11 protein-coding genes are annotated in these 15,037 nt (G+C 42.7%); 6 read left to right on the top strand and 5 right to left on the bottom strand.

Going from position 1 to position 15,037, the window contains the following annotated elements; genetic code table 11:
• Nucleotides 1-261: 261 nt before the first annotated feature.
• Nucleotides 262-1,020 (bottom strand): IclR family transcriptional regulator, encoded by a 759-nt coding sequence (locus H9653_RS01960; RefSeq protein WP_191690029.1) that lies wholly within the window; start codon nt 1,018-1,020, stop codon nt 262-264.
• 616 nt (nt 1,021-1,636) lie between these two features.
• Between H9653_RS01960 and H9653_RS01955 the strand changes: the two genes are divergently transcribed.
• Nucleotides 1,637-2,506 carry a hypothetical protein gene (locus tag H9653_RS01955; RefSeq protein ID WP_191690027.1) on the top strand — a complete coding sequence of 290 codons (870 nt, stop codon included), beginning with the start codon at nt 1,637-1,639 and terminating at the stop codon, nt 2,504-2,506.
• 126 nt (nt 2,507-2,632) lie between these two features.
• Here H9653_RS01955 and H9653_RS01950 read toward each other — a convergent pair whose 3' ends face one another.
• Both H9653_RS01950 and pal read right to left on the bottom strand, forming a co-directional pair.
• Nucleotides 2,633-3,430, bottom strand: coding sequence for a 4'-phosphopantetheinyl transferase family protein (locus H9653_RS01950; protein WP_225211557.1), 798 nt, complete (start codon nt 3,428-3,430; stop codon nt 2,633-2,635).
• A gap of 95 nt (nt 3,431-3,525) precedes the next feature.
• A complete protein-coding gene (gene pal, locus H9653_RS01945) occupies nt 3,526-4,044 on the bottom strand; it encodes a peptidoglycan-associated lipoprotein Pal (protein WP_068404186.1) in 519 nt (172 codons plus the stop codon).
• A gap of 395 nt (nt 4,045-4,439) precedes the next feature.
• Between pal and pepN the strand changes: the two genes are divergently transcribed.
• Nucleotides 4,440-7,055: an aminopeptidase N gene (gene pepN, locus H9653_RS01940; protein ID WP_225211561.1), complete on the top strand. Its 2,616-nt coding sequence runs from the start codon at nt 4,440-4,442 to the stop codon at nt 7,053-7,055.
• Nucleotides 7,056-7,164: 109 nt separating this feature from the next.
• On the opposite strand, the gene H9653_RS01935 is transcribed toward pepN, so the two are convergent.
• Nucleotides 7,165-8,247: a 3-deoxy-7-phosphoheptulonate synthase gene (locus H9653_RS01935; protein ID WP_191690022.1), complete on the bottom strand. Its 1,083-nt coding sequence runs from the start codon at nt 8,245-8,247 to the stop codon at nt 7,165-7,167.
• Nucleotides 8,248-8,786: 539 nt separating this feature from the next.
• Here H9653_RS01935 and lpxB point away from each other — a divergent pair.
• Nucleotides 8,787-10,181, top strand: coding sequence for a lipid-A-disaccharide synthase (lpxB, locus tag H9653_RS01930; protein WP_225211556.1), 1,395 nt, complete (start codon nt 8,787-8,789; stop codon nt 10,179-10,181).
• A 141-nt stretch (nt 10,182-10,322) separates the two neighbouring features.
• On the top strand, nt 10,323-11,153 hold the full coding sequence (locus tag H9653_RS01925; RefSeq protein ID WP_191690019.1) for a ribonuclease HII: 831 nt from the start codon (nt 10,323-10,325) through the stop codon (nt 11,151-11,153).
• 182 nt (nt 11,154-11,335) lie between these two features.
• Here the strand turns inward: H9653_RS01925 and H9653_RS01920 are convergent, their stop codons facing one another.
• Entirely contained in the window at nt 11,336-12,001 is a 666-nt protein-coding gene (locus H9653_RS01920) for a DUF924 family protein (protein ID WP_191690017.1), read from the bottom strand.
• Between the two features lie 90 nt (nt 12,002-12,091).
• On the opposite strand from H9653_RS01920, the gene H9653_RS01915 reads away from it, so the two are divergent.
• Nucleotides 12,092-13,318, top strand: a complete 1,227-nt coding sequence (locus H9653_RS01915) for a carboxynorspermidine decarboxylase (RefSeq protein ID WP_191690015.1) — start codon at nt 12,092-12,094, stop codon at nt 13,316-13,318.
• Nucleotides 13,319-13,575: 257 nt separating this feature from the next.
• Nucleotides 13,576-14,847 carry a saccharopine dehydrogenase family protein gene (locus H9653_RS01910; protein ID WP_191690013.1) on the top strand — a complete coding sequence of 424 codons (1,272 nt, stop codon included), beginning with the start codon at nt 13,576-13,578 and terminating at the stop codon, nt 14,845-14,847.
• Nucleotides 14,848-15,037: the final 190 nt, after the last annotated feature.

Here is a 15,037-nt window from a genome sequence, read left to right as displayed (position 1 = left end):
AGTATAGTTCGGTTAGGTTGTCCATGTAAGAAGTCCTTGTTGTGAAGTTTGTCTTGGTAAACTTACTTTAGCAACTTCGGACTTCTTTTTTTATCTTTTTTTTGAGCGCTTATCCCGAACTGGGGTTAATTAATTTTGAACATTGTGCTTTAACGAAATATTAAAGACTATTTTCCAAAGCACTATCAAAAAAGGTCTGCGCTAGTTTTATAGCGCAGACCTTTTTATGTTCGGTCATATTTTTTCTTAATGATATAGACTCTAGTTTTGCAGCTCATACACCAAAGCTTGAATGTCCTGCGCTGCTGTTTGTAAGCGCGGTACATGCTCCATAAGCTCATCTAATGACACGCGAATGGTTGGTGCGTGGATATATAGCGACGCCAGATAGCGAGATTTTTTGTCTAGCACAGGCACTGACACCGCTACCATCTCTGAGATAAATTCCTCATTATCGATACCAATGCCTGTCTCTGCGATACGATCAAGCTCGGCATTTAACGTATCAATATCGGTAATCGTATTTTTGGTAAATTTATCTAACGGTAGGCCTTGTAGTATTTTAGCGCGGCTGGTGGCAGACAATTGGCTTAAATATAACTTACCCGTAGCCGTACACCACATCGGTGATTTCGCGCCGACAGGCAGATATATTTGCAAAGGCAGCGAGGTGTTAGCGCGATTGGTATACATCATGTCCATCTGGTAAGGAATGGCGATACCGCAAGTCTCCTTAATCTCATCAACCAATTTTTGTAAAATAATTTGCCGCTCATTAAAAAATTGACGCTGCTGCCAAAGCTCAACGCTCAAATTACGCACCCGCTTGCCAGGAATAATACCGCCGCCAATATCGACGGTCACAAACCCTTCATCGACTAAGTTTTGAATCAAGCGATGGATAGTAGGTTTTGGGATATCAAGCTCTTGCGACAGTTCAAGTGGTGAGAGGGGTTTTGACGCATAAGACACCGCTTCGATAATCTCTAAAACACGGGTAATCGACGAAACTTTTGGCATAAAAATGGCTCAATAAGAATAATAAAGGTAAAGCGAAAAGTAGAAAAAAAATCATTAATACGCTAATGAAAAGTCCAAAAATGCAAATACTAAAAAGACATCTATTAATAGCTCTAATTTAGCATAATAACGCACTCAAACAAGCTATCTTATTAGATATAAACGATATATTTACGTTTTTATAGTTCAGACTAATTTCCCGCACTTCCGTTCTAGATCTTATTTTGGGTAGCATTAGATACGTTAGCTCACAAACCACAACAAACTGTAGTAATAAACTCTATAACTGTAATTGAGTTAAAGGGGGAGGTAGGTCATTATACTGACATGTTTTGTAATACCTTTACATGAGCGTTAAGCGATTCAATATTCATGTTCTGACTATTCAGTGGCTTTGAGAGTATTGTGTAACAGGAAATCGAAGTTTTGCAGGTTGGTGTAGTAAATATTACAATATCTATGCAATCTTTACATAACGGCAAATAAAAAGCGCATTCATGGGGGTGACTTTTTAAGCCAAAATTGTTTTAATCTGCTCAACAAAATGGTTGTTTATAAAAAAGTTAAATTATCATTTTTTTACGGGCGAGTTCTTTCACACTTTAGGAGAGTATTTATGAAACTTATTAAATTAACAGCAATTTCTGCTGCTGTATTAGCATCTACTGCTGCACTAGCAGCTGAACCAGTTATCGTTGTTGATAACAACGATGCGGTTGTATACGAAGCAGAGCCAGTTGCAGTAGCTTATGAAGCAGAGCCAGTTGCAGTAGCTTATGAAGCTGAGCCAGTTGCTGTTGTACAACCAGCAAACTCATATAGCGACAGAACTTTTTTCCAAACTGTAACTCATCCAGCGGCTGTCAGCGCTGAAGTAGGTACACTAGGTTATGGTGCTAATATCGGTTGGGCACTTAACGATAAAACTGAATTACAAGCTGGTTGGGCTGGTGGCGACGTTGCTGATCTATTCGGCGGTGATTTTGATGCTGGCGATGTAAACTATGACGTTGATGCAGATTTTAGCAACCCGTATCTAGGCGTACAATTACGTCCTACAGGTAACTGGTTCACAATGGGCGCTGGTATCATCGTTCCTGATAACGATCTTGATGTAACTGCCAATGCAGATGGTGGCTTCTTTAAAATTGATGGTCAGCAATATAACTCTGGTCAGGTGGGTACCCTTCAAGGCACTATGGAACACCGTAACAAGCTAGCGCCTTATGCGACTATCGGCTTCCGTCCTAATATCACGAATAACTTTGGTTTATTTGGTGAGTTAGGTGCAGCTTATATGGGTAAAACTGATGCAACTGTTCGTGCACAAAATCCTGATAGTGTAGTTAACTATGTAGATGCAAACGGCAATAACCAGGCTACTACTGCTGGCGAAGTTGCTTCTAAAGCAGAGAAAGAGCTAGAAGATAAAGATTGGTTAGAGTGGATGCCAATCGTTAAAGTTGGTGCAACTTACCGCTTCTAAGCTAATTACGGTTTAACGACTGTTATTAGAAGATAAGTAGCAATAAAAAACGATCCTTTTTAGGGTCGTTTTTTTTTGGTCTAAAATATAGTTCTCACTCATTTTTTTAAAAGCATTAGGAAATATTTAATAAACAATCACGGTTTGCTGATGAGGTAAAAGAGCGATACGGTAATTGCTTTTATTGTCGTTAATGTCCAGTAAAGGTGAGTTGCTTGTAGCCCCTTTTATTAAATCAGCAATGAGGTAAGAGTAGTCCTTTCCTAATCCTTGTGCCAGCTTATACTGAAAAACCTTAATAAAACTTTCTTTTATTTGCCATAGTAGCTTGGCGATTACATTTCTTTGCATGGGTGGTAAGGTCTGCAAGATAGACATTTCATTGGCATGGTAAAAGCGCTGCGCAACCTCCCATTTAACAGCATTTATTTCTATATCAATACCTACAGGACGATGAGCGCTAATGATCACCGCGGCTTTATTATCCAAATGTTCAAATAGATTTTCGTTTTTATGCTGATTAGAAATAATTTTGTTATGGGTGCCAGTATGACTAAAGCAGACGTAGTATTGACTATTGGCAAGTCGATATGGAAAGCTTGCGTCATTCAAGGTATCAATCATCTCTAGCTTATTAAGTAGTGATTGTAATAATAATCGTACGCCAGTGCGCTGCTGTTGGCGCTGACGATGAGCTATCTCGCGTGTGGATAGAGACACGGTAGAAATGCGATATTGCCATTGCATGTGACGCAATTTTTCCACGCTCGTATCTAAAAATAGATTGGGATTAAATAACAGCGGTAAATCGCTGAGTAAAACGGGATAATTTAAAAAACAAGGCGTGATAATCTGAGCTACCGCATACCAGGTAGTAGCGTCAAGTTGCTGGTAGTGAATATTACGTAATTTTAAAGTTGACATAATTTATCTGTAGAATATGAATAGAATAAGAAAAGCCCAACAATAGATTGCTGGGCTTCTTTAAATTAGGGCTGATTAACGCTTATTAAATAATATTAGTAAGACAACTCAGCACGGCGGTTTTGGGCATAAGCATCTTCTGTAGTACCGGCAACAGCAGGGCGCTCTTCACCATAGCTGATGATACGGACGTTGTTTACCGCAACGCCTTGAGCGGCAAGATAATTACGTGCCGCTTGGGCACGGCGCTCGCCTAGTGCCATGTTGTACTCGCGGCTACCACGCTCATCGGTATGACCTGCAATAACGACACCAGCGTTTGGATTTGAGCTTAGGAGGCTAGCATGTTGGTTTAATACACTGGCAGCTTCTGAGGTGATTTCACTGCTATCAAAAGCAAAGTAAACCACGGCCTGTAGATTTTCTGCACCAGTGATAACAGCATTTGAATTATCAACGATAACCGCACCGTTATAACCAACTTGACCACCTGGGATACCTAGTGGGGCAACGACCACTTCTGATGTCGCACGTTTGTTAGCACAACCTGACGCAAATACGACAGCGCTTGATAATACTGCGAGGGCAGCAACTTTTGCAATACTGGTAGACATATAAGCTCCTAAAATTTTAATAACATTAGTTTTAATGGCATTTGTTGTTTTTGAACTGCTTACGGTAAAACTTAGGCAATTACTATCTATCATATACTAAATGTTACTTTATGTAAGTAGTATTACTGTAAATAGTTCGAGAGTTTACCTAAAGATATGTAGCATTCTGATTAAAACCTTTGAATTGATTTCTACCTTAACCAATTTAATTACTCATCGTACTTGAAATTTCATAGTTTAGGTCAATGTAACTATCTTAAAAACTCTGTTTATAACGAACACCGTGCTTATTAATAGGGCGCTGCAAAATAATCAATTAACTGTCTAAAACGTGAATAATAATAGGAATTTCCATGTCTACTACTGAAACTGACGCACAAATTATCAATCCTGACATGCCAGATGTGCCGCCACATGCGCCAAGTAAAATTCATTTAAAAGATTATAGACCACCAAGCTTTGATGTCGAAATCGTTGATTTGGATATTAAGCTATTTGATGATCATGCCATTGTAGATAGTACTTTGGTGATGCAGCGTCAGACTGACGGCGATTTGGTGCTGTATGGCGAAGCACTTGAGCTGATGTCTATTAAGCTTAATGATGAGCCGCTTGCTTGTAATCGTTATACGCAAGCTGAGGGCACATTAACCATTACCGATGCGCCAGAAAACACCAAATTACAGCTGCAAGTACGCATCCATCCGCATACCAATACGGCGCTTGAAGGCTTATATATTGCCGGTAGTGGTGACGATACCATGTTTGTTAGCCAGTGTGAGCCAGAGGGCTTTCGCAAGATTACCTTTTATCCAGACCGTCCTGATGTGCTGGCGATATTTACCACGCGGCTTGAAGCCGATAAGCGTTTTCCAACGCTATTGAGTAATGGTAATTTGCTCGAAGCGGGTGAAGTGTCGGACGCGCCTGAGCGTCATTATGCGATTTGGCAAGACCCGACCAATAAGCCAAGCTATTTGTTTGCTTGCGTTATCGCTGGCTTAGATGTATTGACTGACAGCTATACCACGAGCGAAGGGCGTGAGGTAATGCTTGAGCTCTATGCGAAGTCTGAAGATATCGATAAATGTGCTGTCGGTATGCAAGCTTTAAAAGACTCGATGCAGTGGGATGAGGTCAATTATGGCCGCGCTTACGATTTAGACCGTTATATGATTGTGGCGGTTAGTCAGTTTAATATGGGGGCGATGGAAAATAAGGGTTTAAATATCTTTAACACCGCTTGTGTACTGTCTAGTCCTGAAACGACCACAGATGCGCGTAGCTTTAGTGTCAAATCTATCATTGCCCATGAATACTTTCATAACTGGACGGGTAATCGCATTACCTGCCGTGATTGGTTTCAGCTGTGCCTAAAAGAAGGTTTTACCGTTTACCGTGATCAATCGTTTTCAGCCGATCAGCAATCAAGTGCCGTCCAGCGTATCGATGATGTGGCAACCTTGCGCGCCCATCAATTTGCTGAGGATGCAGGACCATTGGCGCACCCTGTACGCCCTGAAAGTTTCGTTGAGATTAACAACTTTTATACTACCACTATTTATGAAAAAGGCGCTGAAATCGTCCGTATGATTGCCAATACGCTAGGGCGTGATAACTTCCGTAAAGGTACGGACGAGTATTTCCGCCGTTATGATGGGCAAGCGGTCACGGTTGAGGACTTTTTATCGGCGCTTAGTATTACCGATAGCAAAATTGAAGACTTTATCGATTGGTATCGTCAGCCCGGTACGCCTGTGGTGTCTGGTTACCAAGATTATGACAGCGCGACGCAGACATTGACCATTACCTTAAGTCAGCAAACCCGTCAGGTTGCAGGTTTTGATGCACCAAAACCCTTGCCGATACCCGTAGCGACCGCACTATTTGATAAAGATTCTGGTGCTATCGTCGCTGAGCGTATGTTGCTGCTCGATCAAGCCACACAAACCTTTACCTTTGAAAATGTAGTAAGCGAGCCAGTAGTATCCTTGCTACGTGATTTTAGCGCCCCAGTACAGCTCAATTATAATTATCAAGATGAAGACTTGGCGTTTTTGCTCAAATATGAAACCAATGGTTTTAACCGCTGGCAAGTGACGCAAATGCTGGTCAATCGCATTTTACTGCAAGGTCACGGCGCGAAAAGCAGTCCTGAGATATATTTGCAAGCAGTGGCGCAGACCTTACCTGAATTGGCTGCTAATGATGCGATGTTGGCGGCGCGTTTGCTTGATATTCCGTCAGCACCAGAGTTGGCATCTGCTATTCATAAAGATTACGATCCAGAGCTGGTAAAAGCACAGCGTGAAGGCTTATATCAACAGCTGGCAGAGGCGTTAAAAGATCAATGGTCTGAGCTTTATAAACAGCTACCGATGCAGGCTTATGAAGACAGTGCGGAAGCTCGTGGCAATCGCGCTTTACGTAATGTGGTGCTTGATATGGCACTGACCGCCAACGTCGATGGCGCTACTGAATGGGCAGAGCAGCAGTATGATAACGCCAGCTGTATGACCGAGCGTTTTGGCGCGTTAAAGGCGATGGTCAATCATCAACTGGCAAATGCTGATAAGTATCTGGCAGAATTTTATAAGCGCTTCCAAAATAATGATTTGGTCATCGATTTATGGTTCAGTGTGCAAGCGTCTGCTGATACGATCACACCTGATACTATTAAATCCTTACTTGCTCATAAAGATTTTGATTGGAATACGCCCAATCGTGTACGTTCGGTCATCAGCGCCTTTACCTCGCAGCCTACGGTGTTGTGGACACCAGAGGGTCTAGATATTTATATCGCTGTGATTAAAAAGCTGGATGACGCCAATCCGGTGTTAGCGTCACGCTTATTGCAAGTGCTGGCACGTTGGAATACTTTGGCGGAACCACGTCGTCAAATGGCGCATGAGCAGTTGCTTGAACTACAAAAGCAAGCGACTTCTAAGCATGTAATTGAAAGCTTAAACAGTGTTTTAGGCGCGGCAAATGAAGGTTCTGCAAGTGCATAAAGAGCAGTACTTTATAAGTTAAAAAGCACAAAAAAGGCCCGTCTGATATCTGTTATCAAACGGGCCTTTTAGTGAGTGGTCAATCAGTATTCATTACCACCAAGCGCTTTTAACGATTCGGCAGAACGTCTTTAACCATATCACGTAGATTGTGTAGAGCGCTAACGGTGCTTTCCCAATCTAGGCAGCCATCGGTGATAGATTTACCATATTCAAGCTGGCTCAAATCTGCCGTTAGCTTTTGATTGCCACCTTTTAAATGACTCTCAATCATCAAACCGATGATAGATTTATTACCATTTTTAATCTGCTCGGCAACGTTTTGAATGACCATTGGTTGCAGATAAGGGTCTTTACCTGAGTTGGCGTGGCTTGAGTCAATCATAATTTTACTAATGGTTTTGCCTTTTGCCAGCTCATTTTCAACTTGTGCAACAGCAGTTTCATCATAGTTTGGCTTACCGTTACCACCGCGTAGTACTACGTGTGCGTAGGGGTTACCTTTTGATTTGATGATAGAAACTTTGCCATCTGCTGATAAGCCGAGGAAGCTATGACCTTCTTTGACCGCTTGCATGGCATTAACCGCAACGGTCATGCCGCCATCGGTGCCGTTTTTAAAGCCAACTGGGCACGATAAACCTGAGCTCATTTCACGATGCGTTTGGCTTTCGGTGGTACGCGCGCCAATCGCTGACCAACTAATCAAATCCTGAATGTACTGCGGCGTATTTGGGTCTAATGCTTCGGTCGCGCACGGCAGACCTTTTTCATTTAAATCAAGCAGTAGCTTACGAGCGGTGCGCAGACCTTTTTCGATATCAAAGCTGTCGTTCATATCAGGGTCATTAATCATGCCTTTCCAGCCAACCGTGGTACGCGGCTTTTCAAAATAAACGCGCATCACAACGAAGATGCTGTCTTCAATCTCTTTGGCCAATACGGCTAAGCGATCGGCGTATTCGTGGGCGGCTTTAATATCGTGAATAGAGCAGGGGCCGATAACCACAAATAAACGCTTGTCTTTGCCATCAAGGATATCTTGGATGGTATTGCGACCTTTTAGCACCGTGTTATAGGCGTCATTTGACAAAGGTAGCTCAGACTTTAGCTCAGCGGGTGTGATTAAAGGAATGAATTTTTCAATATTCACGTCGTCAATATCTGCATTATGAGTAGCTGGTGTTGTCATGATTATATATCGTCTAGCTGATTTATAGGGATATTCATTATGCGGACAAAAGCGCTGGTTGACAAGGGCAGTCGTACAGTTAATTGACTGCTAACTGGAATGTGGCGACCAAAACTTTGTTATACCTTATCGCTGCAACCCGTCTTAACATGCTGTCATTCATAGGTGTATAAGAATGATAAGGCAATGTAAAGCATAGGGAAAATGATGCTTTATCGCTAACCTAAGTCCAAATTTGCATTAAACACAACGTTTATAGGCAGATATAAATGAGTGATACTGAATGGATTTTGTGCACTAATTTCGCTATTTTTAGCTATTTCCAGCACTGTCACGTATGATGGCAATATAAACGACTAAGTTCGAGCATTATAGAATGCTATCAAGATGCCTTTTAATGGGCATCTTATTACGGTTAAGCTATGTTATATTTTATATAATCATTTTTATGATAGACGCATTTTATCTTTTGTTTCATTTAACTGTGCTACTCAAATGGCACCAATTAAATTGTACCACTTTAATATTGAGAGCTTATCATGACAGATCCTGCTACGCCTCACCAACCTGCTGATACAACGCCAGCACCGGATGCTTATGGTGCTTTTGATAAATTGCCTGAGGTTACAAGCTCGCCACTGGTGATAGGGATTGTCGCCGGGGAAGTGTCAGGCGACAGTTTGGGTGCAGATTTTATGCAGCAGATGAATAATCTGCGTGATGATATTATTTGGGTTGGGGTTGGCGGCGCAAAGATGCAAGCGCAAGGGCTACAAAGTATTTTTCCGTTATCGCGCTTAGCTGTGATGGGTCTGGTCGAAGTGGTGTCGCAGTTACCGGATTTACTCAAAGCACGTCAAGAGCTGCTGACGGCATTTAAAGCCGCAAGCATTGATTGGTTTATTGGCATTGATGCGCCTGATTTTAACCTCAGAGTGGCCAAGAAATTAAAGCCGCAAGGGGTGTTTTGCGTGCAGTATGTCAGCCCTTCTATTTGGGCGTGGCGTGAGTCGCGTATTCATAATATTATGGCAGCGACCAATTTGGTTCTGTGCCTATTTCCATTTGAGCTACCCGTCTACGAGCGTTATAATCATCCCGCGATTTGCGTTGGTCATCCGCTACTACGAACCATTGATCAGACCTTACTTGAGACGCCCATCAATCAGCGCCGTAGCGAATTGGTCTGGCATAATGATGGCTTGCAGCAGTTTTTCATCGATCGTTTCGATGAGGTCAGTCAGCTTATTTGCGTCATGCCAGGGTCAAGACGGGGCGAGATAACGGCTATTTTGCCGCTTATGCTCGATGGTATCCAAAGGCTGCTACTGCTAGATCCTAAGCTGTGCTTTATCATTCCAACGGTGGATCAAAACCATCAATATATTGTGCAAGATGTGATCGATAAGCGCTCAGAGCAGCTGCGGGCCGCGATTGCGGTGGTCTATGATGAAAGTCAGCCAGCCTTTAGTCAGCTGGCGATGGCGGCATCAGATATGGTGATGCTGGCATCGGGTACTGCAACCTTGGAAGCCATGCTGCTTGAGCGTCCAATGGTGGTGATTTATCAATTAAATCAGCTGACTTATCAGATAGCAAAACGTTTGGTCAAAGTCCCTTATGTCGGTTTGCCTAATATTTTGGCAGATAGCGCAATCGTGCCCGAGCTTATCCAAGAGCAGGCAAGTGGCGATAATATCTGTCGTACCGTGATGCGTTTGTTGCAGCCGCGCGCGTACGCTGAACAATTAAAAGCGCTGATTGATACCAAGTATGCATTGCAACAACAAAGCAATCATGACCCTGCGCATAGCGTCATCGAACAGTGGTTTGTTCAAAACCGCGACAGTTATCAAAGTCAGGATTTTAATGGACAAGACGTTCATGTCAGTCAAGAAAATTACGACAGCCAAGACAATTATCAAGCTCAGTAATCAAGATTAATAACTAAGCTCAGTAATCAAGCGCTAATTATGTTAGGCACGCAAAAAACTCTTTAAACCGTAAAGTTAAGAAATAATAAAGTTATGAGTACTATGTCTTCTACAGAAAATAATCATATAAAAAGCCCAGCTATGCCTAAGCATACCGTTCAGACTGAAAGAGTTATTGAGCAAGTTGATATTAAAGGACAATACATACAACTGGCGGCTCCCATACAGTTATCAGGGCAAATCAATATCGCAGAACTGATTGCGCAATACTCATTAAGTTTAGAAAACTTGCAACCAACAGCCATACAAATTGGCGTGGATGAAGCAGGGCGTGGCCCGCTGCTAGGTAGCGTTACTGTCGCTGCGGCAATATTACCTGCGGCGTGGTCAGGTTTAATTGAAAATGAGCCACTAAAAAATACGCCATTGTCTATACTGACGGACTCGAAACAGCTGAGTGAAAAAAAGCGCGATATTCTTTATCCGTTGGTTCAGCAGCATGCAGTCGCGCACATCGTCGCTGATATACCGCCAGCGGTCATCGACCAAGTCAATATCTTGCAAGCGACCATGCTAGGGATGCGCTTATGTACTGAGGTTTTATTGGCGGTAGTTGCTAAACATCTGAATACGGGTGACAAAACACTGTTTGAGATATTAATTGATGGCAATCGTTGCCCGGATTTAGATTATGTAAGCATTGCTAAATATGGTATTCAAGAGCCAGCGATTGACTGTCAAGCGTGGGTAAAAGGCGATGGCCGACATACCAGTATCGCGGCGGCCAGTATTTTAGCAAAAGTCAGCCGTGATAAGACTATGTATGCGCTTGATGCCGAACATCCTGAATATGGCATCGCCAAGCATAAAGGCTATCCAACGCGCGCCCATATGGAAGCGATTGCAGCTCATGGCGTATTAGCCGCGCATAGACGTAGCTTTGCACCGGTAAGAAAAGTGCTTGAAAGTTAATATTGCCTGACCTAAAAATGATCATTAGCTAGCAGAATGAGACTGCTTAATAAAATAGCCTAAGCAAATAAATTTAAATAAGAAAATGCTTTTAGTCATAAAAAAACCCTCTGTTTATTAAGAACAGAGGGTTTTTTTATTTAAACCTTTAACAACAGAAATCTTCAAAGTCCCAAAAATACTTAGAACGATGAGTTCGGCTGCTTTAAAAACGCTTCTTCTTCGTCAGTCGTTTCACGATCCAACGTGTCGTTACGATGTGGATAGCGTCCAAATTTATCGATAATCTCTTTATGACGCTCTTCAAACTCTAAGGTTGTTGCATCATTTAATTGCTTAAACAGCGGCAGATAGCGCTCATGAATCATGGCCGATTCAGAATGCATAAATGGCATGATAATAAATTTCCGCCACTGCGCTGGCAGCGTATCAAAATATGGTTGTCCAATGGCTTCTTGTGCCAATGCTAGTGCCATGCCATCTTGGGCAAAAGCGCACGCTTGCTCACGGCATAAATTACGCGAAAACTGATCTAACACAATAATTTCTGCCAAGCGTCCTGCTAGCGCCGTGACTGAGCTATTGCTATCAGTCGCTGCATCTGCGATACGCCACGACACGCATTCACCCTGTTTTGCTGCCTGCCAAATATTATAAAATTTGTCTTTTATCTGTTTATCAAAAGCATCATTTTGCGCAAACCAGTACTGCTCATTGTCTTTATCAAACCAAAAATCCAATACCGCACGCGTATCCGCAGCAAGATGTTCTAAGCTGATGTTTTGTGGATCTAGCTGGGATAGATTGGCTGGGTTTTTAGCCGTAGAATAATCGGTCGAGAGTGCCATAAGATATTCTATTTATGATGGATTTAGTCTACTATAGCGCAATTATTTAGGTCTGTCATGATACCGACCGCAGCTATTAGGTAACCTCTTATGAATACAAATTTACCGTTACAAACCAGTCACTCATCCTTGCCTGCAACGCCCTATTATCTGCTTGATGAAGCGGCAATCGTTGCCAATATGCAGATTATCGCGCGTCTGTGCGAGCTATCTGGCGCCAAAGCCTTGCTCGCGCTCAAATGTTTTGCCACTTGGGGCGTGTTTGATGTCATGCAGCCTTATTTGCATGGTACAACCTCGTCTTCATTGAATGAAGTGCGGTTGGGCTATGAGACCTTTGGTAAAGGTAAAGGTAAAGGTAAAGGCAGTGATAATAAAAAAGAAACCCATGCTTATAGCGTTGCTTATAGCGCAGATGAAATTGACGAAGTATTAAGCTATGCCGATAAAATTATTTTTAATTCTATCTCGCAATTGAATGCATTTAAAGGTAAAGCTGCTGCTCAGAATATTCCAGTAGGGCTACGCTTAAATCCAAAAACCAGCAACTCGTCCTTTATTATTGCTGATCCAGCGCGTCCCTTTAGCCGTTTGGGTGAGCATGATAAAGATAAGATTACCGCCGTACTTGCTGATATCACTGGCGTCATGATTCATAACAACTGTGAAAACGATAGTTTTGAGGCATTTAGCGCAAGCTTAGCCGATATCGAAAACAGGTTTGGTGAGGTGCTGGCGCAGCTTGAATGGGTGAGCTTGGGCGGTGGTATTCACTTTATCGCGCCTGATTATCCACTCGAAAAACTGGCTGATAGATTAAAAGGCTTTAGCGAAAAATATGGCGTGCAAGTCTATCTTGAGCCGGGTGAAGCGAGCATTCACGGCGCTGGCTCATTAGTGACAACCGTCTTAGACACTATGCACAATGAAAAAAATCTTGCCGTCGTCGATGCCTCTATCGAAGCGCATATGCTTGATTTGCTCATTTATCGCGAATCTGCTCCCATTGTGTCCATTAATGAAGAAACAATAGATATGATGCCGGTAAATAAAGATCAAAAAGAGGGCGCTGCAGACAACACTATTATTTACGGTCGTTCTTGTTTGGCAGGCGATATTTTTGGTGAGTACGCCTTACCGAGTAATTTGAAAATTGGCGATACCATTGCGTTTGGAAATGCTGCCGGTTATACCATGGTCAAGAAAAACTGGTTTAATGGTGTGGGTATGCCTGCAATCGTTATCCGCCGTTTAGATGGGTCGATACATGTGCAGCGTGAGTTTGATTATCAAGATTATAAGGCCAGCTTGTCTTAATTTTGCTATTAAGATGACGGTGATGGTATTTGAGTAATAGAGTTAGATGTCATCTTATCGATTAATTATTGCCGAAAGGTGGGTAAAAATTGTTATAATCGCCGCGGGCAAAAGCAAGTAGCCAAATACTGCTTTGCCCGACGGGTGCGTGGGTTTTCCTCGGTCTTCCTTTTTAATTCACGCATATCATTCACTCGTTTCTGTTTTGACTCGCCACCATCGATGGTATCGACAGGGACACAAAGGAGGATTGTTCATTGAACACAAATCAAACCAACCCTAACAAAAAAGACGTGCTCATCATCGGTGCAGGCGGTGTGGCGCAAGTGGTCGCGCATAAATGTGCGATGCATAACGATGTGCTCGGCGAGATTCATATTGCCTCACGCACGCAAGATAAATGTGATGCCATCGCCCAAAGTGTCAAAGAAAAGAATAGCTTTAAGCTGCCTGCGGTATTACATACCCATCAAGTCGATGCGATGGATACGCAAGCGCTGATACAGCTGATTGAAGAGACGGGTATTCAAATCGTTATCAATGTCGGTTCGGCATTTGTCAATATGACCGTTTTAGAGGCTTGTATTGAAACGGGCGCGGCTTATATTGATACCGCCATTCATGAGGATCCGCGCAAGATTTGTGAGACGCCGCCATGGTATGACAACTATGAATGGCAGCGTAAACAGCGCTGTGCCGACAAGAACATCACGGCAATTTTGGGTGCTGGATTTGATCCTGGTGTGGTCAATGCCTATGCGCGTCTTGGCTATGACATGATGGATGCAGGCTCGGTGACGGATATCGATATTATCGATATCAACGCTGGCAGCCACGGTAAGTATTTTGCCACCAACTTTGACCCTGAGATTAATTTCCGTGAGTTCACTGGTACGGTTTATTCTTGGCAAGACAGTAAGTGGCAGTCGAATAAGATGTTTGAAGTCAAACGTACCGATGATTTGCCAGTCGTTGGCGAGCAAAACAGTTACCTAAGTGGTCATGACGAGATTCATTCTTTATCGGCTAACCTAGATGTGCCAAATATCCGCTTTTGGATGGGCTTTGGTGAGCATTATATCAATGTGTTTACTGTGCTCCAAAACCTAGGTCTATTGTCCGAGCAGCCGGTGATGACTGCTGAAGGGCAAGAAGTGATTCCGCTTAAGGTGGTCAAAGCCGTACTGCCGGATCCAAGCTCATTAGCGCCCAATTATACGGGTAAAACTTGTATCGGTGATAAGGTTAAAGGCAAGATTAATGGCGTTGATAGCGAGGTGTTTATTTATAATATCTCTGATCATAAAGACGCTTATAACGAAGTTGGTAGCCAAGGCATCTCTTATACTGCTGGCGTGCCACCTGTTGCTGCTGCAATGTTGGTGGCGACTGGCGAGTGGGATGCAGGCAAAATGGTCAACGTTGAAGAACTTGATGCCAAGCCATTTATCAACTTGCTAAATGAGATTGGTTTGCCAACGCGTATCCAAGACGCCAACGGTGATAGAACGCTTGAGTTTGATATGTAATATATCTTAAGCCATAAAAAAGCCCGTCTAATTTCTCGATAAGAGCGTTAGGTGGGCTTTTTTATGCAAGAAACTTTATAGTGAATGACAGTGCCCTTTTTCATTACTTTGGCTTTAACCTTTTTCATTACTTTAGCTTTAAATAGTTTCATACGTATGATTTTCTCTCACGATGCTTTACTACTGACGC

It is taken from the genome of Psychrobacter communis (genome assembly GCF_014836505.1).
In the GTDB taxonomy this organism is placed as follows: Bacteria; Pseudomonadota; Gammaproteobacteria; order Pseudomonadales; family Moraxellaceae; genus Psychrobacter; species Psychrobacter faecalis.
The sequence above is the reverse complement of the archived record's forward strand: the minus strand, read 5'-3'. Positions and strand labels throughout refer to the sequence as shown.

What these genes read in the sequence shown, in the direction of transcription:
- H9653_RS01925 (WP_191690019.1), top strand. Translation starts at nt 10,323, where the DNA reads ATGCCTAAGCATACCGTTCAGACTGAAAGAGTTATTGAGCAAGTTGAT.
- H9653_RS01920 (WP_191690017.1), bottom strand. Translation starts at nt 12,001, where the DNA reads ATGGCACTCTCGACCGATTATTCTACGGCTAAAAACCCAGCCAATCTA.
- H9653_RS01960 (WP_191690029.1), bottom strand. Translation starts at nt 1,020, where the DNA reads ATGCCAAAAGTTTCGTCGATTACCCGTGTTTTAGAGATTATCGAAGCG.
- lpxB (WP_225211556.1), top strand. Translation starts at nt 8,787, where the DNA reads ATGACAGATCCTGCTACGCCTCACCAACCTGCTGATACAACGCCAGCA.
- H9653_RS01915 (WP_191690015.1), top strand. Translation starts at nt 12,092, where the DNA reads ATGAATACAAATTTACCGTTACAAACCAGTCACTCATCCTTGCCTGCA.
- H9653_RS01935 (WP_191690022.1), bottom strand. Translation starts at nt 8,247, where the DNA reads ATGACAACACCAGCTACTCATAATGCAGATATTGACGACGTGAATATT.
- H9653_RS01950 (WP_225211557.1), bottom strand. Translation starts at nt 3,430, where the DNA reads ATGTCAACTTTAAAATTACGTAATATTCACTACCAGCAACTTGACGCT.
- pepN (WP_225211561.1), top strand. Translation starts at nt 4,440, where the DNA reads ATGCCAGATGTGCCGCCACATGCGCCAAGTAAAATTCATTTAAAAGAT.
- pal (WP_068404186.1), bottom strand. Translation starts at nt 4,044, where the DNA reads ATGTCTACCAGTATTGCAAAAGTTGCTGCCCTCGCAGTATTATCAAGC.
- H9653_RS01955 (WP_191690027.1), top strand. Translation starts at nt 1,637, where the DNA reads ATGAAACTTATTAAATTAACAGCAATTTCTGCTGCTGTATTAGCATCT.